The organism is Pseudoalteromonas sp. CF6-2 (assembly GCF_021729425.1).
Lineage (GTDB): Bacteria > Pseudomonadota > Gammaproteobacteria > Enterobacterales > Alteromonadaceae > Pseudoalteromonas > Pseudoalteromonas arabiensis.
On the sequence record NZ_CP091442.1, the window covers coordinates 1201617 to 1225192 of the forward strand.

The 23576-nt window shown below is 41.6% G+C and carries 21 protein-coding genes; 17 read left to right on the forward strand and 4 right to left on the reverse strand.

Annotation, left to right across the window (positions count from 1 at the left end):
* Positions 1–15 precede the first annotated feature (15 nt).
* The 11 genes from ileS to L3Q70_RS05550 all read left to right on the forward strand — a co-directional run bounded on the left by ileS (position 16) and on the right by L3Q70_RS05550 (position 12216).
* Complete coding sequence (ileS, locus tag L3Q70_RS05500; protein ID WP_237115035.1) at positions 16–2841, forward strand: isoleucine--tRNA ligase; 2826 nt, start codon at positions 16–18, stop codon at positions 2839–2841.
* Positions 2842–2850: 9 nt separating this feature from the next.
* Positions 2851–3351 carry a signal peptidase II gene (gene lspA, locus L3Q70_RS05505; protein ID WP_062570513.1) on the forward strand — a complete coding sequence of 167 codons (501 nt, stop codon included), beginning with the start codon at positions 2851–2853 and terminating at the stop codon, positions 3349–3351.
* On the forward strand, positions 3348–3788 hold the full coding sequence (gene fkpB / locus L3Q70_RS05510; protein ID WP_062570514.1) for an FKBP-type peptidyl-prolyl cis-trans isomerase: 441 nt from the start codon (positions 3348–3350) through the stop codon (positions 3786–3788). Before lspA ends, fkpB begins: the two co-directional genes overlap by 4 nt.
* The gene (gene ispH, locus L3Q70_RS05515; RefSeq protein WP_062570515.1) at positions 3788–4717 is read left to right on the forward strand and encodes a 4-hydroxy-3-methylbut-2-enyl diphosphate reductase; all 930 of its coding nucleotides are present in this window, start codon (positions 3788–3790) and stop codon (positions 4715–4717) included. The genes fkpB and ispH overlap by 1 nt, the downstream gene beginning before the upstream one ends.
* 38 nt (positions 4718–4755) lie before the next feature.
* Complete coding sequence (locus L3Q70_RS05520) at positions 4756–5784, forward strand: histidine kinase (RefSeq protein ID WP_237115036.1); 1029 nt, start codon at positions 4756–4758, stop codon at positions 5782–5784.
* Positions 5781–6488 (forward strand): LytTR family DNA-binding domain-containing protein, encoded by a 708-nt coding sequence (locus tag L3Q70_RS05525; RefSeq protein ID WP_267135596.1) that lies wholly within the window; start codon positions 5781–5783, stop codon positions 6486–6488. The genes L3Q70_RS05520 and L3Q70_RS05525 overlap by 4 nt, the downstream gene beginning before the upstream one ends.
* 113 nt (positions 6489–6601) lie before the next feature.
* Complete coding sequence (pilV, locus tag L3Q70_RS05530; RefSeq protein WP_062570517.1) at positions 6602–7150, forward strand: type IV pilus modification protein PilV; 549 nt, start codon at positions 6602–6604, stop codon at positions 7148–7150.
* A gap of 1 nt (position 7151) precedes the next feature.
* Positions 7152–8141: a PilW family protein gene (locus L3Q70_RS05535; RefSeq protein ID WP_237115037.1), complete on the forward strand. Its 990-nt coding sequence runs from the start codon at positions 7152–7154 to the stop codon at positions 8139–8141.
* Positions 8129–8611, forward strand: a complete 483-nt coding sequence (locus tag L3Q70_RS05540) for a pilus assembly protein PilX (protein ID WP_237115038.1) — start codon at positions 8129–8131, stop codon at positions 8609–8611. The genes L3Q70_RS05535 and L3Q70_RS05540 overlap by 13 nt, the downstream gene beginning before the upstream one ends.
* A 13-nt stretch (positions 8612–8624) precedes the next feature.
* Positions 8625–11810 (forward strand): PilC/PilY family type IV pilus protein, encoded by a 3186-nt coding sequence (locus tag L3Q70_RS05545; protein WP_237115241.1) that lies wholly within the window; start codon positions 8625–8627, stop codon positions 11808–11810.
* Entirely contained in the window at positions 11794–12216 is a 423-nt protein-coding gene (locus tag L3Q70_RS05550) for a type IV pilin protein (RefSeq protein WP_062570521.1), read from the forward strand. Before L3Q70_RS05545 ends, L3Q70_RS05550 begins: the two co-directional genes overlap by 17 nt.
* Positions 12217–12223: 7 nt before the next feature.
* Here the strand turns inward: L3Q70_RS05550 and L3Q70_RS05555 are convergent, their stop codons facing one another.
* Both L3Q70_RS05555 and L3Q70_RS05560 read right to left on the reverse strand, forming a co-directional pair.
* Positions 12224–12757: a GspH/FimT family pseudopilin gene (locus L3Q70_RS05555; RefSeq protein ID WP_062570522.1), complete on the reverse strand. Its 534-nt coding sequence runs from the start codon at positions 12755–12757 to the stop codon at positions 12224–12226.
* A 71-nt stretch (positions 12758–12828) separates the two neighbouring features.
* Positions 12829–13377: a GspH/FimT family pseudopilin gene (locus tag L3Q70_RS05560; RefSeq protein ID WP_062570523.1), complete on the reverse strand. Its 549-nt coding sequence runs from the start codon at positions 13375–13377 to the stop codon at positions 12829–12831.
* Between the two features lie 139 nt (positions 13378–13516).
* Here L3Q70_RS05560 and glnB point away from each other — a divergent pair, with 139 nt between their 5' ends.
* Positions 13517–13855: a nitrogen regulatory protein P-II gene (glnB, locus tag L3Q70_RS05565; protein ID WP_062570524.1), complete on the forward strand. Its 339-nt coding sequence runs from the start codon at positions 13517–13519 to the stop codon at positions 13853–13855.
* Between the two features lie 55 nt (positions 13856–13910).
* Here glnB and L3Q70_RS05570 read toward each other — a convergent pair whose 3' ends face one another.
* On the reverse strand, positions 13911–14675 hold the full coding sequence (locus L3Q70_RS05570; RefSeq protein ID WP_062570525.1) for an outer membrane protein assembly factor BamD: 765 nt from the start codon (positions 14673–14675) through the stop codon (positions 13911–13913).
* A 124-nt stretch (positions 14676–14799) separates the two neighbouring features.
* On the opposite strand from L3Q70_RS05570, the gene rluD reads away from it, so the two are divergent.
* The 3 genes from rluD (at position 14800) to clpB (ending at position 19180) form a co-directional block, all read left to right on the forward strand.
* Positions 14800–15777 carry a 23S rRNA pseudouridine(1911/1915/1917) synthase RluD gene (gene rluD / locus L3Q70_RS05575; RefSeq protein WP_062570526.1) on the forward strand — a complete coding sequence of 326 codons (978 nt, stop codon included), beginning with the start codon at positions 14800–14802 and terminating at the stop codon, positions 15775–15777.
* A 5-nt stretch (positions 15778–15782) separates the two neighbouring features.
* On the forward strand, positions 15783–16505 hold the full coding sequence (pgeF, locus tag L3Q70_RS05580) for a peptidoglycan editing factor PgeF (protein ID WP_062570527.1): 723 nt from the start codon (positions 15783–15785) through the stop codon (positions 16503–16505).
* 98 nt (positions 16506–16603) lie between these two features.
* A complete protein-coding gene (gene clpB, locus L3Q70_RS05585) occupies positions 16604–19180 on the forward strand; it encodes an ATP-dependent chaperone ClpB (protein ID WP_130151258.1) in 2577 nt (858 codons plus the stop codon).
* A gap of 60 nt (positions 19181–19240) precedes the next feature.
* Here clpB and L3Q70_RS05590 read toward each other — a convergent pair whose 3' ends face one another.
* Positions 19241–20788, reverse strand: a complete 1548-nt coding sequence (locus L3Q70_RS05590) for a PAS domain-containing methyl-accepting chemotaxis protein (RefSeq protein WP_237115039.1) — start codon at positions 20786–20788, stop codon at positions 19241–19243.
* A 420-nt stretch (positions 20789–21208) separates the two neighbouring features.
* Between L3Q70_RS05590 and gshA the strand changes: the two genes are divergently transcribed.
* Both gshA and L3Q70_RS05600 read left to right on the forward strand, forming a co-directional pair.
* Positions 21209–22786 (forward strand): glutamate--cysteine ligase, encoded by a 1578-nt coding sequence (gene gshA, locus L3Q70_RS05595; protein WP_237115040.1) that lies wholly within the window; start codon positions 21209–21211, stop codon positions 22784–22786.
* A 135-nt stretch (positions 22787–22921) separates the two neighbouring features.
* Entirely contained in the window at positions 22922–23530 is a 609-nt protein-coding gene (locus L3Q70_RS05600) for a transglycosylase SLT domain-containing protein (protein WP_237115041.1), read from the forward strand.
* Positions 23531–23576 lie beyond the last annotated feature (46 nt).

Below are 23576 nucleotides of genomic sequence, written 5' to 3' on the forward strand. Positions count from 1 at the left end.
CGGAAAGTAGGATTAATGAGCGACTACAAACATACTTTGAATTTACCGGAAACAGCGTTTCCAATGCGCGGCAATTTGGCACAACGTGAACCAAAAATGCTTAAGACATGGTATGAAGACGATCTTTATGGTCAAATTCGCAGCGCTAAAAAAGGTAAAAAAACCTTCATTTTGCATGACGGCCCTCCGTATGCAAACGGTGATATCCATTTAGGCCACTCGGTAAACAAAATTCTTAAAGATATTATTGTTAAGTCAAAAACCTTGTCTGACTTTGATGCGCCTTATGTGCCAGGTTGGGATTGTCACGGTTTACCAATTGAATTAATGGTTGAAAAGAAAGTAGGCAAGCCAGGCGTGAAAGTGTCGGCTGCTGAGTTCCGTGAAAAATGTCGCGAATATGCTAAAAAGCAAGTTGAAGGTCAAAAAACAGACTTTAAACGCTTAGGTGTATTTGGTGATTGGGATAAGCCTTACTTAACAATGAATTTCGACTTTGAAGCGAATGCAATTCGTGTACTTGGTCGCATTATTAAAAATGGTCACTTACACAAAGGTGCTAAGCCTGTTCACTGGTGTACAGATTGTGGTTCAGCGCTTGCTGAAGCAGAGGTTGAATACCAAGATAAACAGTCGCCAGCAATTGATGTACGTTTTGAATTTGCTGACCAAGATGCTGTTATTAACGCATTTGAACTAGCAGATGGCCATAAAGGCACGGGTACTGTTAGCACCGCAATCTGGACTACAACACCATGGACATTACCTGCTAACCGTGCAGTAGCTGTTCATGAAAAACTTGAGTATGCCCTTGTTCAAATTGACGATGAAGGTGCACAGCAGCGTCTAATTTTAGGTTCTGAGCTAGTTAAAGATGCTATGGATCGTTATGGCTTTAAGCATTATCACGTACTAGGTTATGTAAAAGGTGCTGCACTTGAGAATTTACAGGTTGCTCACCCATTCTATGACTTCACAGTGCCAGTTATTGTTGCTGATCACGTAACGACTGATTCTGGTACCGGTGTTGTTCATACTGCGCCTGGCCACGGTCAAGAAGATTTCGCAGCGGGTCTTGCTTATGGTTTAGAAGTAGCTAACCCGGTTGGTGCTAACGGTGTTTACTTACCTGACACACCAATGTTTGCTGGTCAGCACGTATTTAAAGCAAATGCGAGCGTCATTGACGTATTAACTGAAAACAATGCGCTATTACACCACCATGCATTAACACATAGCTACCCACATTGCTGGCGTCATAAAACGCCAATCATCTTCCGTGCTACGCCGCAGTGGTTCGTCAGTATGGATCAAGCTAACCTTCGTCAAGATTCATTAAACGAAATCAAAAAGACTGAGTGGTTACCGGAGTGGGGCGAAAGCCGCATTGCCAACATGGTTGAAGGCCGTCCTGATTGGTGTATTTCACGTCAACGTACATGGGGTGTGCCAATTGCACTATTCGTTGATAAAGACACCGGTGCGCTTCACCCAAATACCCAAGAGTTAATCGAAGAAGCGGCAAAACTGGTTGAAAAATCAGGTATTCAAGCTTGGTATGATTTAGACCCTGCAACATTACTTGGCGATGACGCTGAGCAGTACATGAAAGTACAAGATACGCTAGATGTATGGTTTGATTCAGGCGTGACTCATGCCTGTGTGGTTGATGCGCGTGATGATTTAACAGGTCCTGCTGATCTTTACTTAGAAGGTTCTGATCAACACCGTGGTTGGTTTATGTCGTCTATGATGACATCGGTTGCTATCAATGGCCATGCGCCGTATAAGCAAGTCTTAACACATGGTTTCACGGTTGATGAAAACGGCCGTAAGATGTCCAAGTCATTAGGGAACGTTATTTCACCACAAAACGTGATGAACAAACTAGGCGCTGACATCTTACGTTTATGGGTTGCCTCAACTGACTTTACAGCAGAAATGACTGTATCTGACGAAATTTTTAAACGTTCAGCTGACCGTTACCGTCGTATCCGTAACACCAGCCGTTACTTACTTGCCAATCTAAATGGCTTTGATCCAAAAACCGATCAAGTTGCCATTGAAGACATGGTTGAGCTTGACCGTTGGATTGTTGGCCGTGCAGCCGAGCTTCAAGATGAAATCTTAGCAGCTTACGACAAGTACCAAATGCTGCTGGTAACGCAAAAGCTTATGAACTTCTGTACTGGTGAGCTTGGTTCGTTCTACCTAGATGTAATCAAAGACCGTCAGTACACAGCGAAAAGCGATAGCCATGCACGTCGTTCATGTCAAACAGCGCTTTACCATATTGCTGAAGCAATGACGCGTTGGATGGCACCAATCTTAAGCTTCACAGCACAAGAGATTTGGGAAGCACTACCAGGCGAGCGTGATAACTTTGTGTTCACTTCGGTGTGGTACGATGGCTTAAAAGCCTCTTCGGAAGGTAAGTTCAGCAACGACGATTGGTTAACAATTTTAAATGTGCGTGATGAAGTAAACCGTGTACTAGAAGCGGCTCGTAAAGAAGACGTTATTGGTGCAACTTTACAAGCAAACGTAAGCATCTACGCAAGTGAAGAGTTAAGCGCGAAATTAGCTGCGTTAGGTGATGAACTACGCTTTGTATTATTAACGTCAGGCGTCACCGTTGAAACTGTAACAGCGCAGCCTGAAGGTACTCAGGCGACTGAGATTGATGGCCTATTCATTAAAGTCGCTGCAACAACCGCTGAAAAATGTGAGCGTTGTTGGCATTACTGTGATGATGTAGGTGCTAACCCTGCTCATCCTGAAATCTGTGGCCGTTGTGTAAGCAATGTTGACGGCGATGGTGAACAGCGTCAGTTCGCATAGGAGTTGTTTGTGAGCAAACTAGCCGGAAAAAGTGGCTTGGTTTGGTTATGGCTGAGTCTACTACTTTTAGTAGTAGACCATGCGACAAAAACACTTGTCGTTAATACCATGGCCTACAAAGAGTCAATCGATATTCTGCCTTTTTTTAATTTCACTTATGTACATAACTATGGTGCCGCTTTTAGCTTTTTAAGTGACTCTGGAGGTTGGCAACGCTGGTTTTTTAGTCTGATTGCTGTGTCGATCAGTGTACTTTTAGTATGGTGGCTTAAACGCTTACCAGCAACAAACAAGGTACTGTGCTCAGCATATGCATTAGTGTTAGCAGGGGCTATTGGCAATTTATACGACCGTATTGCTTATGGTTATGTCATTGACTTCTTGCACGTCTATTATGAAAACTGGCACTTCCCTGTTTTTAATATTGCCGATTGTGCCATTTGTATTGGTGCCGCATTACTTTTATTTGATGCCTTCACAGGCGAAAGTCCTAAGGAGCAAAAAGCATGAGCCAAGCAGTAATTGGTAATAACTCTGAAGTGATCTTTCATTTCTCGATTAAGTTAGAAGATGGCTCAGCAGCCGATTCTACTAAAGTTCATAATAAACCAGCTAAATTGCGAATGGGTGACGGAAGCCTAACAGAGAACTTTGAAAAATGTTTGTTAGGTTTAGCGGCAGGTGACAATAAATCTTTTGAACTTGAGCCAGAGGATGCATTTGGTCAACCTAATCCTGATAACATTTATTATGTTGACCGCAGCAAGTTTGGTGCCGATACCCCAGCTGAAGTTGGCAATATAATCGCGTTTACTCAACCAGACGGTACTGAATTACCTGGTCTTGTTCGTGAAGTACAAGGTGAGTCTGTAACGATTGATTTTAACCACCCTTTGGCAGGTCAACGTTTGACTTTTGAAGTTGAGATTTTAGAGGTAGCGGGCTGATGGATATTTTATTAGCCAATCCGCGCGGTTTTTGTGCCGGAGTGGATCGTGCAATTAGTATTGTTGAGCGTGCACTCGATATCTTCGAAAAGCCTATCTATGTACGCCATGAAGTTGTGCATAATCGTTATGTGGTTGATGGTTTAAAAAATCGTGGTGCTGTTTTTGTTGAAGAACTTGACCAAGTGCCTGACGATAGCATTGTTATTTTTAGTGCCCATGGTGTATCGCAAGCTGTTCGTAACGAAGCAAAACGCCGTGAATTAAAAGTGTTTGATGCAACCTGTCCGCTGGTCACTAAAGTTCATATGGAAGTAACGCGTGCGAGTAAAAAAGGCATAGAGTGTGTGTTGATTGGCCACCACGGGCATCCTGAAGTTGAAGGCACCATGGGTCAGTACGACAACGAAGCGGGTGGTATTTACTTAGTAGAAACCCCTGAAGATGTCGAAAAGCTGAGCGTTAAAAACCCTGAAAACCTATTTTACTGTAGCCAAACGACATTATCAGTGGATGATACGGCAGATGTGATTGATGCACTACGTGCTAAGTTTCCAGCCATTGATGGCCCACGCAAAGATGATATTTGTTACGCAACGCAAAACCGTCAAGACGCAGTCCGTGATCTAGCGGATAAAGTGGATGTATTACTTGTTGTGGGAGCAAAAAATAGCTCTAACTCAAACCGTCTACGCGAGCTTGCTGATAAAATGGGCACTAAGGCGCATTTGATTGATGATGCAAGTAACGTTGAAGCGGATTGGTTCAACAATGTAAATGCGGTGGGTGTTACTGCCGGCGCATCTGCACCCGAGGTTTTGGTTCAGCAAGTTATTGCGCGCCTGAAAGAGCTAGGCGGTAATCAAGTTGTTGAAAACCCTGGTGAAGAAGAAAATATAGTATTTGCCGTTCCTGTTGAGCTACGCTAATCTAAGCGGATAACTGTGAACAAAAAATAGGAGAGCCCATGAGCAAACAGCCAACTAAAAACGGTTTGCTGATTGAGGCTCTTTTTCAATCCAGAGGGGTACTCGCAACCCTCGTCGTCAGCCAAACCATTGCTGTTTTATTGGCTTTTTCGCCTGCCAGCTATGGTGATGTGTGGCTTCGCCTAGCTGTCTTTAGTTTCTTTTTACACCTTGTTTTTCTGACTAGCGTTGCCGTGCTTTATGTTTCTAGAGGGCCGCTTGCTAGATTATCAAATACATGGCAAGTCATTGCCTTAAGTTCCTTACTTCTTTTATTAACATGCTTGTACAGCTTTTTTGTGCTCAGTCTTTTTGATGAACTTTATCAGGTTGACTCCCTAACTCATTTTTTAGCAAGCAATATGCTGATTATCTTTTTAGTGACAGTGCTTTTTGTACAGTTTATTTCTATTCATAATCAAAAAGAGCAGCAGACAAAAGCGTTAATCCAAGCAGAACTGGATGCTTTACAAGCACGTATTAGACCGCATTTTTTATTTAACAGTTTAAATACCGCAGCAGAACTGACTCACCATGATGCTAATGCGGCTGAGCAGGCTATTTTAGCTTTAGCCGCTTTGTCGCAGGCAGCAATGAGAAGCGGTAAGGCAATTAGTTTAAGTGATGAAATAAGCTTATGTCAGCAATATATTAGCTTAGAAAAATGGCGTTATGGTGAGCGCTTAGTGGTGTGTTGGCAATTACCTGATGACATACCAGAATTAGATATTCCCTGTTTAACAATTCAGCCACTGATTGAAAATGCTGTTTGTTATGGTGTCGAGCCGGCAGATAAGGGAGCGAGGATTAATATTTCTATGCATGTTTCAGATAAAAGTTACACGTTTATAATTACTAATCCGCTTTACAAAAATAAGGGTGCTTCGCCAAGTGGTAACGGCATGGCGCTTGAAAATATTCGCCAGCGTTTAGAGCTTTTTTATAACTATAAAGCCCAGTTACTGACCACTCAAAGAGAGGGGGAGTTTAGAGTGAAACTTGTGCTACCAAGGCTAAAAATACAATGATAAGTACATTAATTGTTGATGATGAACCGCTAGCACGGGCCCGTATAAAACGCTTACTCGCAGCGCACCCTCAATATGAGGTGATAGCCGATGCTGAGGATGGCGAGTTGGCAGTTAAGTTATGCCAACAGTTACAACCTGATTTAGTCCTTTTAGATATTAACATGCCAAAGTGCTCAGGGATGGACGTTGCAGCCGTATTGAAACAGCTGACTATTCCACCTGCCGTAGTGTTTTTAACAGCACACCCAGAGCACGCGCTCGAAGCTTTTGAGCTTGCTGTTGACGGTTATTTAGTTAAACCCGTTACAGCGGATGCATTATCGAAAACGCTGTCTCAACTGAGAAGATTAAATCGTGCTCAAGTGAGTAAAAGTGATGATCTTTATATTAGCTATCAACTTGCAGGGGTCATTAAGCGAGTGCATATTGAAGATATAATTTGTTGTACAGCTGAGCAAAAATATACGCGTTTAATCTTTGACGGTGGCGAAGCTTTAGTCGAGCAAAGTTTAAAACAGCTTGAACATCAGTACCCAGCGCAATTAATGCGCATTCACCGTAATACATTGGTTAATAAAAACCGAATTTATAGTATGACCCATGACGATGGTGTGCACTCGTTGATGTTAGATGGTGTGTCGACAAAATTTGTTATAAGTCGACGAGAAGTAAAGTCTGTTAAGGCTATTATGGGTAAATAGCGTGGCTTAATGTACCGTTTATCAATAAAAATGACCGCTCATCCATTCTTATATTGCTATTTATTGACCCCACCTTATGCTTAATCTATGGAAAAGTATCAATTGAATTCATTATGTTAAACAAATCACAAGTCCAAGGCTTTACGCTAATCGAAGTGCTTATAGCTTTTGTGATCTTAAGCTTTGGCTTGCTCGGTGCTGTGGCACTTCAAGCAAAGGCAAAGCAAGCGAGTTTTGACTCAATGCAGCGTGCAGCGGCTATTGCTTTGGGTAACGATATTATCCAGCGAATGCGTGCGAATGACACGGCAGGGTTTGCAGGTCGTTATAACGGAACATTAACCAGTGACACACCATTAAATACAAATTTACAGTGCTTTAATAACGCTTGCTCTGCAGAGCAAGTGGCGGCACTTGATAAACAGCAGTGGGTGAGAGCTATTCAAGCGCGTGAGAATACGGGGGCTTTAGATGATGCAACCGTGTGTATAAATGCAGCGTCGCTGGGCACAGCAAATGAATTTAATATTGAAGTGGTTATCAGTTGGCAAGGCCGTCAAAAGATTAAAGCAAACAGTGATACAGCAGCAGTTGATTGTGGCGCATCAAATGATAAACGACGCTTAATTGTACTCGAAAGTTATATATATCTAAGGTCTTGATATGAAAAAGCATATTGGCTTTACATTAGTCGAAATGATGGTTGCACTGTTTATAGGTGGCCTGGTGTTGGGCGGAGTCATGTTCACTTATTTGAGTATGAAAGTCACTACCCGAGACACGATGACAATAGGTGAACTTCAAGAAACGGGCCGACTTGCAATGAATATAATGCAGCGTGACATTGAGCAAATAGGTTTTTGGGGAACATATTACGAAAAATCAATGACATCTGAAAATACGGATACTTTAACCAATCCTGGTAACGATTGTTTTGGGGGTCTCAATAACGGCAGTTTCCCTGACGCGGCATCCGTTACTAACTTTCGCTCTGTTTATGCGGTAAATACAAGCGATAATACTGCATTAAGCTGCATTAATAATGTAAAAAAAGATACCGATGTTCTGCAAGTAAAGTTTTTAGAAGGCTTAGAGATAGCACCTGCTGATACAAACAATAATTTTTACTATTTTATTGCTGAACAAGATAGAGGTGAGTTTCGTCGGGGCCCTGTTGATGCTGCAAGCATAAGCGGTAATGCGACTGTATGGCGTTATCGTCATCATGTTTACTATATTTCTGAGCAAACATTCACCATCAATGAACAGCAAGTCTCTGTACCTGTACTGATGCGCAAACGATTAAGACCTGGCTCAGGCATGGTGACCGAAACCATTATGGAAGGGGTTGAAGACATACGCTTTGTATTTGGCCTAGATACAACAAATAACAGCCGTGTTGATACCTATAAAAGTATTGAAAATATGACTAATTCTGATTGGGAAAGCCGTCAAAGTATTTTAACTGTTCAGGTCTTTTTACTCACAAGGTCGTTAATGCCTGATGCAAATCTGAAGTTGAAAAATCAAACCTATACGTTGGGCGAAGATGCTAATAAGCGAGAGCTCACATTTAATGATAACTTCAGGCGTGCGTTGTTCACTACGACTATCCGCTTAAATAACGTAGGAGCAAACCTATGGCGCATTTAGTTTCGGTAAAAAAACAACAAGGTGTTGTGCTGATAGTCGCCTTGATTATGGTTGTGGCTGTAACTGGAATAGCGGTTACCTTAATGAGTAGCAGTAGCATTGATATAAAAATTACGAATGCGGCTCAAGAGCGGGATGCCGCCGAGAACAAACTAATCGGTATTGTTCAAGAGGTCATTGCAAAAGAAGCACTCGAAGACGGTAAAAGTGCATTTTTATTGAAACCCGCAAAAATACCTGCTGAGGGTTTTAAAATGAACAAAGTTGATAATGAGACAAGCACACTTAAAAATATGAACAAAGGGCCATCAGCATTACTTTGCCCACGCAAGTTTGATCCGACCCCAGGTATTGTTTGTAATATGGTGCAAATTGACACAAGCCTTACTTATGGTTCCAAGAGCAAGCACACATTAACCGTTGTCACAGGTGTTGCCCAAGAGATGGCGAACGTGAATTCGGGTGGTTAACTGGAGATTTATGATGAAAATTAAACGTTTAACTCGCAGTATACTGCTCGGTTTCATAACGCTATCTGGTATGTCGGTGCAAGCAGAAGATATTGAGCTCTATGTTAACCATAATGTAGATTTAGATGAGAGACCACGCGTTCTGATTGTGTTTGATACCTCAGGAAGTATGGCGTTTTCAACAGCAACAGGTAACAGTTGTGGCTATAACTATTATACTGGCTACGTAGTATGTCCTGATAGTCGCTTGGGGGTTGCACAGGGTGCAATTACCAGCTTGGTTGATGACAATGACGATATTGATTTTGGCCTGATGAGATTTAATGGTACAGAAGGGGGCTATGTACTCGCAGGTATTGGCTCATCGACATCACTTTTAAAGCAAACTCTTTCAGCTCTCCCTGCTGATGGTGGTACGCCCTTAACGGAGACATTATGGGAGGCATATCTCTATATTACAGGGCAAAGCGTATTTTATGGACAAAACGTCAGTGAAGCCCAGCGTGACACAACTATAGAAACGAGGGTTCGATCAGGACCGTGGTGGCGACCTAGTTATAGTTATACTTATAATTCACCTTTTGATACTACAGAAGAAGCCAAACGTTGTGATAATTCAGTTAACGTTATTTATATGACCGATGGGGATCCTTCTGCTGACCAAGATGGCGAGCAAAATAGCAATATTAGCTCTTTGTATTACACTTATTTTAATCAATATCTATCTAGTACAGACAAAATAGCCGGTGTATACCTACACAAGCTTGCTCAGATAATTCACGGTACTGAGGATGTTGACGTGGATTTATTTCCTTCAACACCGGATATTCATGAAACAGGGCGAGTATACACAATCGGCTTTGGTAGCGGTATGAGTAATAATGGTAAACGCTTACTATCGGAAACGGCTAAGCTAGGTGGCGGCCAATACCTCCACGCGAATACCTCTGAGCAATTATCGCAGGCACTTAAAAATACCATTACTCAAATCCGTGAAGTAAACGATAGTTTTACCTCACCGTCCATCGCGAGTAATAACGTTGATCAAACCCGTAGTCGTGAAGATATTTACTATGCAATGTTTTATCCAGAAACAGGTGCTCGTTGGCGAGGTAATCTAAAAAAACTAAAAGTGTCTGGTGAACAAATTGTTGATTCGACAGGTAAACCAGCTTTAAATGAAGATGGGCTTATATCAAACAAAGCGCGTACATATTGGTTACCAGATAACGAGGAAGCTGATGGTAATACAGTGCAACGCGGCGGTGTTAACTTGCTGTTGAGTAGCCTTGCAAGTCGAAAACTTTATACTGATGCAGGCTCGTCAGCTTTAATCAGCTTTACGAAAAGTAATGTATCTAATGCGCTTGGCGGAGATGATAAAGCGGCAGCTGCGTTTGGAGTGGACAAGTCTCAATTACAAAAAACGATTGATTGGGCAAGGGGAATCGATGTTGATAATGAGGATGAAGATGCATCTTCAATTGATCAACGCCAAGATATTTTCGGTGATCCGTTGCACTCAAAGCCTGTGACAATAGATTATGGTAATGACGATATACGTATTCTAATTGGCACCAATGCGGGTTTTTTGCATCTTTTTCAAGATAAAAATGACGTGCTAAAAGAAAGCTGGGCATTTATGCCAAGTAGCTTATATAAAATAGTGAAACCGTTAAGAGACAATCAGTCCAACACAAAAGTGTACGGCGTCGATGGTCCTATTTCAGTGTTCTTTGATGATAAGAACGGTGACGGGATTGTTAACGGTAGTGACCGCGTGTGGGCTTTCTTTGGCTTTAGACGTGGCGGTAGTTACTATTATGGTCTTGATATTACTAACCCTGATTCACCAAGCCTGATGTGGAATGGGCCTATTGTGGGGGGGTCTGCTGACTTTAAAGAGCTTGGTCAATCTTGGTCTAAACCGACGGTGACCTATATAAATCTAGAAGGGTATGAAGACCGTCCACTGCTGGTTTTTGGAGCAGGTTATGATACCAATAAAGATAATGTTATTCGTACTGCTGATAGTAAAGGGCGAGGCATTTATATTGTCGATGCACAAACGGGTAAAAAGGTATGGGCACTCACGCCAACTGAAAATGGTTTTCAAGGCAATCACAGCATAGCCTCAGACATAACAACACTGGATTCTGACTATGATGGCTACGTTGACCGTTTATACGCCACAGATACCGGCGGCAATGTTTGGCGCGTAGATATGCCTTCAAACACTCCTAACGACGCGAAGCAGCCATGGACACATTTTAAACTAGCGAGTTTAGGCAATACTCTATCGACGCAAGACCGACGTTTCTTTTATAAACCGTCGGTGGCCAGAACTGTGTTCAGCAAAGTGACAAAAACAACGGTGAATGGCCAATCGACAATTGCCCGACTAGACACACCGTATGATGCGGTATTAATTGGTAGCGGCAATCGCTCAAAGCCTACAGCCACCACGACTAACGATCAGCTTTATATGATTCGTGATATCAATACAACTACACAATCATTCCAAGGTAGTGACGTCCCCGTCGCCATTACGCAATCAGACTTAATGAATATGGATTCAGACCCATTTGGTAATGCATTAGACGATGTTGAGGAGTTTACAGAGCTTGAAGTTGAGTTATCTGAGTATTACGGTTGGTACTACAACTTACCTGCTGCTGGTGAGAAATCACTGGCTGCTAGTACGGTGATTGGTGGTGTGGCTTATTTTACAAGTTATACCCCATCTTCTGCCACTGAAACGGTAAACCAGTGTTCTTTAACTGGTGGGGCAGGTGGCCTGTATGCATTTCATTTGCATTATGGCACCAAGGTTTATGACGAATTAAAATTTACTACATCAAATGATGTACCAGATACGCCACAGTTATACTTTGGTGTTGGTGATAGTTGTGTTGACAAAAACAACAATGGTTTTTGTGATGATTTATCTGATACTGAAAACCCTGACGTAATTAAAGATACAAACATAAAAGTGGAAGAAAAAAGCCAATTTATGACCATAGGGCCGGGTCTCAAAGGGCAGCAGAATCCGTTTAAAGTTAAAAAAATAGTTGGGCCAAATCTCACTCAAGAAGATGGTAAAATTAAGCTCGTAAGCGATACTGATCCTGTTGGCTTTGGCTTTGAGACACAACAAACCTATATTTATAAGCGAGAAGTAAATGATAAAAGTCAATAAAGCGAACGCTGGCTTTACACTGATAGAGCTCATGATAACAGTGGCTATTTTGGGAATTATTGCCAGTATTGCCTTGCCTAGTTATTTTCAGCATGTCAAACGTACTGCCAGAACAGAAGCAATAACGGCATTATTAGATGCTGCCAATAAGCAGGAACAATTCTTTGTTGATAATAGAGAGTATACAACTGTGCTGGCTGATTTAGGTGTCGCAAGTAAAACAGAGAATAACTTCTATACGATATCTGTGACTGTTGATAATGATGCGGGGACATTTGAGTTTACCGCCACACCTGCATCGGGACCTGTATTACAAGATACCGAATGCACCTCTTTATCAATCTCAGATACCGGATTAAAGACATCGAAAGGCTCAGCTAATGCAAAAGAATGCTGGGGCCGATAAAAAGAGCCTATAACTGGCACTTATCAGTATCTTTTAAACGAGTACGGCCGGTAAAACTTAGCGAAATAGCAAGCCCTTTTAGGCTTGCTTTTTTGTACTCAGGGCAATAGATAAAAGTGCCGTTATTAAAGCCCATAGGGGTGCCATTAGGCCTAAAAGTAATAGCATGTCGAGGGTAGGTGAGTTGATCTAGCCTGTTAATTGCCTCTAGCTCAAGGATGACTGTATCACTACTATCAAGCACACCAATTTCATTATTGTCTACAAATACGGTGAGTGATTTGTGCCAGTAGTCCTTGTTACAGTGGTTATCTTTTAGAGCACAAAATGTTATGAATGCATCGTTGGTTTGTGCATTATGACGGCTTATCCCCAGCGCACGCCTAATCTCTTGCATTTTGTTTTCTAGGCGATTTTTGGCAAGCAAAGGGGTATATTCAAACAACGCTATATTAAGAAGAATAGCTAAAACAGACAACACAACTAAGCTTTCTATAAGTGTTGTGCCTTTTAATTTCCACCAATACGTTTTTGTCTCCATCCGTGAAGATCTCATTTATTATAGTTTCTTCAACTATATTCATGTCCCTTTATTGGTGTCAAATAAGTTGCTTAATTACAGCTTTTAGTCGTATTCCCATTATATAAAGCAGTCCCAGATTTGAATACTGTAAGCTCTTTATTGTTATCTCCGTCTGCTTTTGAAGGGCAATAGATAAAAGCGCCAGCAGTTGTTGTGATCATCCCGCTTGTATCAAAGATTAATGAACTGCCACCTGAAAATTGGAGCCTACTGCTAGTTGGAAGCTCTTTCATTACTCTGAGAATTTTATCGTTTTGAGCAGGGTTGTAGACACCGTTTTGATTAGCATCATAAAATACAAATACAGTGCCTTCCTGCCAGTTATTTGAACAAGTAACGCGACTATTATTTTCAATGTTAGTGGTACTTCCTGCGCACACAACAACTAAAGAGTCAGAGCTGGTGGCTTTGGCTCGTGCGAAACTAATATTACGTTTTAATTCTTGAAGATAGCTTTCAGCACGATCTTTTTCGAGTAGGTCAGAACTATCCCACAATGCGATGACAGCGATAATACCCACTATTGTGATAGTGACCATGAGCTCTAAAAGCGTAAAACCTTGTTGTGATGATTTCATTGTTGTCTCTATTATAAAACGCCTCATTTAATAATATCATGATTGCTGGTTTAATCACCGAAATTCATAGCTTTGTTTGCCATCAGAGTCGGTATTGTCTAAAATCGAGGCAATTAAGAAATAAAAAGTAACCCAAAAAATGAAAAAAATTGAAGCAATCATAAAACCATTTAAGCTTGATGATGTTCGTGAAGCATTATCAGAAGTGGGTATCACAGGGATGACAGTAAGCGAAGTTAAAGGCTTTGGTCGTCAGAAGGGGCATACAGAGCTTTATCGTGGTGCTGAGTACATGGTTGATTTTTTACCGAAAGTAAAACTAGATATCGTGCTCGCCGATGAAGATGTTGATAGAGCAATTGATGTTATCGTTAAAACGTCACAAACAGGTAAAATTGGCGATGGTAAAATTTTTGTTACTGACGTTGAGCGTGTAGTTCGTATTCGTACTGCTGAAGAAGATGAAGACGCGATTTAATATAAAACTCGCAAATATTAAAAAAGGCGCCAAAGGGCGCCTTTTTAGTTTTCAATCAATTTGAACGATTATTCGCTTCTCGCGTTGCTTTAGCGTGTTCACTTAGCTCAGGTAAGCCAAGTTTGTCGTAGCTTTTTACCATGATCTCAAGCGCTTGATCTAAGTAGCTACTTTGTGAGTAATGCTCGACCACATATTTACCACGGTTTGCAGCCGCAAGGTACGCCTCACGTTCATAATAGTATTGCGCTACTTTTAATTCATAGCGTGCCATTTTATTTAACAACCATACCAAACGTTTTTTAGCTTCAGGGGCATATGCGCTATCAGGGAAACGCTTTAGTAATGTTGATAAGTCAGTAAATGCAACACGCGTACGATTTGCGTCTCTGTCAGCGCGGTCTACACCAAAATATTCCTGAAATGCATTTTCATCCGCTTTAATATTAACTAAGCCACGCATGTAATACATGTAATCTAAGTCTTTGTGATTTGGATTAAGGCGAATAAAGCGGTCAATAGTTGCCAGTGCCTGCTCGGTATTACCTGATTGATAATGTGCATACACTAAGTCCATTTGCACTTGTTTTGACAAAGGGCCAAATGGATAGCGTGAATCAATTGCACTTAAAAGTTCAATTGCACGGGCATAAAGACCCGAGTCTAATGTTTCTTTTGCATCTTCGTATAAAGCTTGCGCAGATTTATTAGGAACCCGTTGTATATCTTCTTGATCAGGTGCTGATGAACAGGCACCTAAACCAAGTAATGAAACTGAAAAAACTATGGCGAACGCACGTTTCCCTATTTTATTTATCATTTTATTTATTACCTTTGATGTCTTCGGCTAGGCCAAGTGAGGAAAACCGAGTAAACTATACGTATTAAAGCGATTCTAACCCAGTCGAGCAAAGCTTGCACTGGTAAATTGGGTAAAGTTACTAATGTCAGAGCAAATTTCTCTCCAAGCCGAGGTTCCAATAGACCTTGGCGGTAAACGTCTAGACCAAGTATTGGCACAATTGTTCCCTGATTATTCTCGTTCACGTATAAAAACGTGGATTTTAGATGATAAAATAACCGTTAACGGTGAAATATTAAACACACCGCGTGAGAAACTACTCGGTGGCGAAATGGTCAGTGTTGAAACAACCATCGAAGCTCCGCGCGAGTACGAAGCACAAAATATCAAATTAAACATCGTTTATGAAGACGATGATATTTTAGTGATTAATAAACCAATGGGTTTAGTTGTTCACCCTGGTGCAGGTAATCCTGATGGCACCGTATTGAATGCATTGTTACACCATTACCCTGATATCATTAATGTGCCTCGTGCTGGTATTGTGCACCGTTTAGATAAAGACACCACAGGTTTAATGGTGGTAGCAAAGACAATTCCTGCACAAACACATTTGGTATCTGCTTTACAAAAGCGTGAAAACTTCACCCGTGAATATGAAGCAATTTGTAATGGTTCAATGACAGCAGGTGGCATGGTTGAAAAACCAATTGGCCGTCATGCAACTAAACGAACTCATATGGCCGTGCATGAAATGGGTAAACCCGCGGTTACTCACTATCGGGTTGCAGAAAAATTTAGAGCACATACACGCTTACGTTTACGCTTAGAAACCGGTCGTACTCACCAAATCCGTGTACACATGGCTTATTTGAATCACCCGCTAGTGGGCGATCAACTATACGGAGGCCGTCCACGTCCACCTAAAGGGGCAACACCTGAGCTATTTCAAATGCTTCGTGAGTTTAAGCGCCAAGCCTTGCATGCAGTTAAGCTGTCAATTGCTCACCCGATCACTGGCGAGATGATGACATGGCAGGCACCGATTCCTGATGATATGGCTGCGATGACAGAAGCTTTACGCGCAGACACCAAAGCAAACCCAAATATCGAGTTTTAATCGTTATGATCACACCAGCATGGACTGCCCCAATAACAATTAGCGCACTGAGTACTACTCGCAAGGGCGGTGTTTCTGTTGCACCTTTTGATAGTTTTAATGTGGGGTTACATGTTGGTGATGATGAGCAGGCCGTGCTTGCAAATCGAGAGCTGCTAACAAATCAGTTGCCAAATCCTGCTGTGTGGTTAAATCAAATTCATAGCAGTGACGTCGTGGTGATTGATGAAGACAGTGACTTAAACCAAGTCCGCTCTGCTGACGCGCTTTATACTCGTGTAGCAAAACAGCCGCTTGCGATAATGACCGCGGATTGCTTACCCGTATTACTTTGCTCAACCACCGGTGATGAAATAGCAGCAGTGCATGGTGGTTGGCGTGGTTTAGCCCAAGGTATATTGGCAAACACTATTGCACATTTTAAAGCTAAACCAAGCGATATTATTGCTTGGTTTGGTCCTGCCATTGGCCCTTCAGAATTTGAAGTAGGGCAAGAAGTAAAAGCATGCTTTTGTGAGCTAAATGCTAACCATCAACATGCATTTACGCCTAGAGGTGATAAATATTTAGCTGATATTTATTTACTTGCTCGCCAGCAATTAGCGCAATTAGGCGTGGTAAATATTTTTGGTGGCGAGCACTGTACTGTTAGTGATAAGTCACAGTTTTTCTCATATCGCCGCGATGGCGAAACAGGGCGTATGGCAAGTTTGATCTGGCGCAATTAATACCACTTTTTTGCGATTAAATTATCGTCTCTTACTTGAACAAATCATTAAGCATACCCATTAATTAAGCAATTAGATTTTTTAATAGGTAAACCCTTATGCGTTTAGATAGATTTACAAGTAAATTTCAATCTGCGCTTTCAGATGCGCAGTCATTAGCACTTGGGCGCGATCATCAATTTATTGAGCCAGTACACTTGATGTATTCTTTGCTTCAGCAAAATGGCTCGAGTGTGCGTGCGCTGTTAGCCCAAGCAGGCGTGAGTGCTGATGAATTAAACACCAAGTTATCGCAAGAAATCGAAAAACTATTTAAAGTTGAAGGCATTGGCGGCGATGTTCAACTATCAAATAACATGGTTTCGTTGATAAACCTGTGTGATAAATACGCGCAAAAACGTAAAGATAAATTTATCTCAAGTGAGCTATTTGTTCTTGCAGCATGCGAAGACAAAGGTCCTCTAGGTGATATTTTTAAAGCACTTAATATTACTTCGAGTAAGATTGAAGCAGCAATCGAGGCTATTCGTGGTGGCCAAAAAGTGGATGACCCTAATGCTGAAGAAACTCGTCAGGCATTAAAAAAATTCACAATCGATCTCACTGAGCGCGCAGAGCAAGGCAAGCTAGACCCTGTTATTGGCCGCGATGATGAGATACGCCGCACGATTCAGGTATTACAACGTCGTACCAAAAATAATCCTGTACTCATTGGTGAGCCAGGTGTGGGTAAAACTGCGATTGCCGAAGGCTTAGCGCAACGCATCATTAATGGTGAAGTGCCTGAGGGGCTAAAGAGCAAACGCGTTTTATCGCTTGATTTAGGTGCCTTGGTCGCAGGCGCTAAATACCGTGGTGAATTTGAAGAGCGTTTAAAATCAGTACTGAATGAACTTGCCAAAGAAGAAGGCCAAGTGATCCTCTTTATTGATGAAATTCATACCATGGTGGGCGCAGGTAAAACAGATGGTGCCATGGATGCAGGTAACATGTTAAAACCTGCTCTTGCACGTGGTGAGCTTCACTGTGTGGGTGCGACGACCCTCGATGAGTATCGTCAATACATCGAAAAAGATGCAGCACTTGAGCGTCGTTTTCAAAAAGTGTTTGTTGATGAGCCATCAGTTGAAGATACCATCGCGATTTTACGTGGCTTAAAAGAGCGTTATGAGTTACATCACTCAGTTGATATTACCGATCCGGCCATCGTTGCTGCAGCGCAGTTATCACATCGTTACATTAGCGATCGTCAATTGCCTGATAAAGCGATTGACCTCATTGATGAAGCAGGCTCGTCGATTCGTTTGCAAATTGACTCAAAGCCAGAATCTTTAGATAAGCTAGAGCGTCGTATTATTCAGTTAAAGTTGGAAGATAATGCCCTTGCGAAAGAAAAAGATGAAGCGAGCCAAAAACGCCGCACAGAAATGCAAGAGCTGATCACTGAGCTTGAAGCACAATACCGCGAACTAGACGAAGTGTGGAATGCCGAGAAAGCGTCGTTACAAGGCACGCAAGTGATTAAAGCTGAGCTTGAACAGGCACGCCTTGATTTAGATGTGGCACGTCGTGCCAGCGATTTACAGCGCATGTCAGAACTTCAATATGGCCGTATTCCTGAACTTGAGCGTAAACTGGACCTTGCATCGCAAGCGGAAATGCAAGAAATGAGCTTACTCAAAAACCAAGTTGGTGAAGATGAAATCGCGGAGATTTTATCGCGTTGGACAGGTATTCCTGTATCGAAAATGCTGCAAGGTGAGCGCGAAAAGCTACTGCAAATGGAAGATCAATTGCATCATAAAGTAATTGGTCAAGATGAAGCGGTTGTAGCTGTGGCGAATGCCATTCGCCGTTCTCGCGCAGGGCTTGCTGATCCAAATCGTCCAATTGGTTCATTCTTATTTTTAGGCCCAACAGGGGTGGGTAAAACTGAGCTGACTAAAGCGTTGGCTAGTTTTATGTTTGATACTGAAGATGCCATGGTGCGCATCGATATGTCAGAGTTTATGGAAAAACACTCTGTTGCACGTTTAGTGGGGGCGCCTCCAGGCTATGTAGGTTATGAAGAGGGGGGCTATTTAACCGAAGCCGTGCGTCGTCGTCCGTATTCAGTTATTTTACTGGATGAGGTTGAAAAAGCGCACCCTGATGTATTTAACATCTTACTACAAGTTCTTGATGATGGCCGCTTAACGGATGGTCAGGGTCGTACCGTTGACTTTAAAAATACAGTTATCATTATGACCTCTAACTTAGGCTCGGACATTATCCAAGAGCAAGCAGGTTCAAATGACTATGCGACCTTAAAAGAAAAAGTGATGGGCGTTTTAGTGAGTCAGTTCCGTCCAGAGTTTATTAACCGTATTGATGAAACGGTAGTATTCCATCCACTTGCCAATGAGCACATTAAAGAAATCGCTGATATTCAATTAAGTAAGCTTCGTGAGCGTTTAACTGAAAAAGGCTATCTGCTTGAAGTGACCGATGCGGCCCTAGAGGGCATTGCTGCAAGTGGCTTTGATCCGGTTTATGGGGCAAGGCCTTTAAAACGCGCTATTCAACATACTATTGAAAACCCGTTGGCGCAGCGCTTATTAGCTGGAGATTATCAGCCAGGTGCCATCATTCATATTGATGCCGATGAAAATGGATTGGTTTTTTCTAATCGCTAAATTAACCGCACGTAAAAAAGCCGCATCAATTTGATGCGGCTTTGTTTTTATCAATATATTTTATACTTTAAAAGTTAACAGCATATCGTTCACTTTACGTGAGCCCTCAACAAGGCCCGCAGCATCTTTTGCTACGTTGTAGCTTAGCTTTAAGTTTTCTTCGCTGTGTCCTTTGATGCTGTCTACATTGGTACGAATATCAACACTGACCACTTGTTGCTCTTCCGCAGCAGTTGAAATCTCTGTTGCAAGGCTAGAGATCTCATCAATTTGTGCAAAAATGCTCGCAAGCTCGGTTTGTGTATGTGTAGTCGTGCTTACACAGCTATCAGCTTGCTCTTTAGTTGATTGCATTACTTTTGACCAACTGAATAAAGTATCTTGAATTTCTTTGATTGAGCTGTGAATTTGTGACGTAGCATTTTGAGTTCGAGATGAAAGAGCTCGTACCTCATCGGCTACCACAGCAAAACCTCGGCCATGCTCGCCAGCACGGGCCGCTTCTATCGCTGCATTAAGTGCTAATAAGTTGGTTTGCTCTGCAATACCTTCAATCTCACTCATAACTTGGCCAATTTTATCCGCCTCACTAGCTAGGGAGTTAGCTGTTGTAGCAGCTTGTTCAACTTGATTTGCAAGTGCAGACACCATACTGCTGTTATCTTCTATGTGCAGCTTAATGTCATTACAACTTTGATAAGTCGTATTAACTTTCTCTGCTGTGTGGTGTGTATTTGCAGATATTTCACCAATAGTTGCACTCATCTGCGTCATTGCTGTTGCAATATCGCCCAAGCGTTGACCTTGGGCTGCAATCCCTTGCTCAGTCAACGAAGACTGCCTATCTAAGTTTGTAGCAATATCTTTAAATGAATAGGTCGAATCTTTAATACGGCCAAGAACCGTACGCAGTTTTGCTGATAACATTTGCTGATTATAGGCTGCAACGCTAAATGGATGAGCACCTGAATACACATAACGAGATACAGAGTCAAACTCAGCACGCTGTTTTTTAAGCTCTGTTGGGGTCACGATTAGCTCGTCATAATTAAGAGCAACAAGAAATACTGTAACCATAAAAGAGATCGCCGCAATGACTGTTGATGTCATCAAGCCAAGCGCAACAATAGCCGCAGCCGCAATAACAACAGAAGTGAGTTGTCGCAATGAAATATTTTCACGAAAAGATGAAATAGATTTACCATTATTTATTTTTTCGTATAGTGCCATGGCTCGTGTTTTGAGCTCTTCTGATGGTTTTGTACGTACTGATTGATAGCCAACTAATTGCCCGTGTTCATAAATAGGGGTTACGAATGCATCAACCCAATAATATCGACCATCTTTACAGCGGTTTTTCACCATGCCTCGCCATGAGTGACCTTGTTTGAGTTTTTCCCACATCTCCTTAAATGCAGCTTTTGGCATATCTGGGTGTCTAACCATGTTGTGATTCTTACCCAGCAGCTCTTCCTCGCTATAGCCTGCTATGGTGCAAAACTCTTTGTTTACGTAGGTGATTACCCCACGTAAATCGGTTGTTGAGACAAGCTCTTGATGTTCAGAGTAGGTTACTTCCTGATTGATTGTTTCTTGACCACGACGCATTTTAGTCCTTGAAATGTACTTTTTTACTATGTGCGGATTATAGTCTCAGAAAAATGTAAGGGAAGAGTAACTATGTTAATTAAGTGAAACTTTGAATTATTTCATATAAATATTGATCTAGAACAATGTCTTGTCTGAAAACATGTGTTTATGGCTTAACCAAAAGGTCGTAATTGAAATAAATTTTATTGGCATGAGGTCTCATTATTGATTAGCGAAACAATTTCGCATCAATGAAGTGCTATCAAAGCAATTGTATTATAGTTATCTGAATGGCAAGATGATGACTAAGTGATGGAGTTGTCAGGGTATCGACATTAATTACAGTTGCATGGATAGAGATTCTAATTTTTCTCTTGAGAATTTATATTCTGCCCCCATACACTTGGGATTAAAGCCACGTGGCTCGAGGAAGCATTTTTGATAAAACATGATTTAAACAAAACGCTACAAGCGTTATCGGCACACTATCCAACCGCAATTAATGGGATTAAACGTGGCATCGAGCGAGAAGCATTAAGGATCAAACCTAACGGTGTTATTTCAAAGAAGGGGCATCCGCAAGGAGTAGGGTGCGCACTGACCAATGATCATATAACTACAGATTTTTCAGAATCTTTATTAGAGTTTATTACGCCAGTCAGTACCTCACCTGAGCAAACATTAGCGCAGCTTAAAGATTTACAGAAGTTTACCTTGTCTCAAATGGGTGACGAATTGTTATGGCCTATTAGTATGCCATGCTTTATTGATAACCAAGATGACATTGTGCTGGCGCAATTTGGTGACTCAAATATCGGTCGCATGAAAACACTCTACCGTGAAGGGCTTAAAAATCGTTACGGTAGTATGATGCAAGCCATTGCAGGTGTGCATTTTAATATTTCCTTCCCTGACACGTTATGGCAGGGACTACATGAGCTAAGTGATAGCACAAAGGACTTAGCAGATTTTATATCTGATGGTTACTTAGGTTTAATTCGTAATTTTAAACGCGAACTTTGGTTAATTAGCTATTTATTTGGTGCCTCCCCTGCGTTATGTCACTCTTTTCTTCAAGGGCGTCAAACTGAGCTGCCATTTAAAAAGTTAGGTAAAGGTACACTTTACTTAGAGGTTGGCACCGCTTTACGTCTTGGTGATTTGGGCTATACAAACAGCGCACAATCTTCTTTACGTGTGATGTACAACTCGTTAGATGAGTACGTTGCTGGTTTAAAAGAAGCCATTAATACACCATCAAATATTTATAATCATATTGATGATTACACCAGCGAAACACCAAAACAGTTGAATAAAAACATTCTCCAAATCGAAAATGAATTCTATTCACCGATTAGGCCTAAACGAAATGCTGCCAGTGGAGAAACCCCTACGGATGCTTTGCTACGAGGTGGAATTGAATACATTGAAGTACGTGCCTTAGATGTCAATCCATTTAGTGAAACGGGTATCGACTTACAACAGATCCACTTTTTAGATGTATTTTTAACTTATTGCTTATTAAGTGATTCCCCTGCGATGGACTGGCAGGAGCAAAGTCTCAGTACTAAAAACCTTGATGCCGTAGTAAACGAGGGACGTAGTCCTGATTTGCAACTGTTAAAGCAAGGTGAGTCAGTAAGCTTGACGACGTGGGCAACGTCAATATTCGATAAACTAAAGTCGGTGGCGCACTATATGGATGCTGCCTATGGCGTAAGTTATTACAGTGAAACAGTGGCAACGCTTGCGGCCTGGGTTAGTGAGCCAAATAAAACATTTTCAGGACGATACATTGATATATTAGCAAACACTAACCAAGATAATGGTGAGTTTGCATTAACACTTGCACAGCAATATAAGCAAAGTCACCTAGGCGCTGATTATCAATTTTACGATGAGGCTTTTTTAACTGAGCAAGCATCTAAGTCGATAACAAAAGAGCGCGAAGTAAAAGCAGAAGATAATGTGTCTTTCACTGCATTTTTAGATGATTACTTTGCAAAGGTGAAGTAAATTTTAGACATAAAAAAACGCAGCCTAGGGAGAGGCTGCGTCAAAGATTCTTCAGGGATGAAACAATGCTATACTGCTGCATTCATAAGTTCAGACTGACCCACTAAAAAAAAGTTCAGCGAGATACATAAAAAAATGAAAAAAAGTTTAATTATTTTATCGCTGGCCGTATCTTTGGCTGGTTGTGCTACTGCTCCACCTGAGCAACCCCATGATATTTGTAAGATTTTCGAAGAAAAGCCTGATTGGTATTATGATGCTCGCGATGCTCAAGAAAAGTGGGGATCGCCAAAACATGTATTAATGAGCATGATGTATCAGGAAAGCTCGTTTCGTCATGATGCAACACCACCTATGGAATACTTTCTGTGGATCATCCCAATTGGTCGTGTAAGCTCAGCCTATGGTTACTCACAAGCAAAAACACCAACATGGTCAGACTATATTCGTGAAACCAATAACAGTGGTGCAGATAGAGATGATTTCGATGATGCCATCGATTTTATGGCGTGGTTTGTTTATAAAACACATAAAGTAAATGGTGTTTCAAAGTGGGACGCTTACGCGCAGTACCTTAATTATCATGAAGGGTGGGGCGGTTATAAACGTGGTACGTATAAAAAGAAAAAATGGTTGATGAGTGTGGCAAATAAAGTTAAGCATCGAGCAAGTCGTTATGGTGCACAACTTAGAAAATGCGAAGATGAGTTGGATAAAAACTGGTTTGAGCGCTTGTTTAGTTAGCAGTTATTTAGTTAAAAACCCACAAAAATGTGGGTTTTTTAATGAT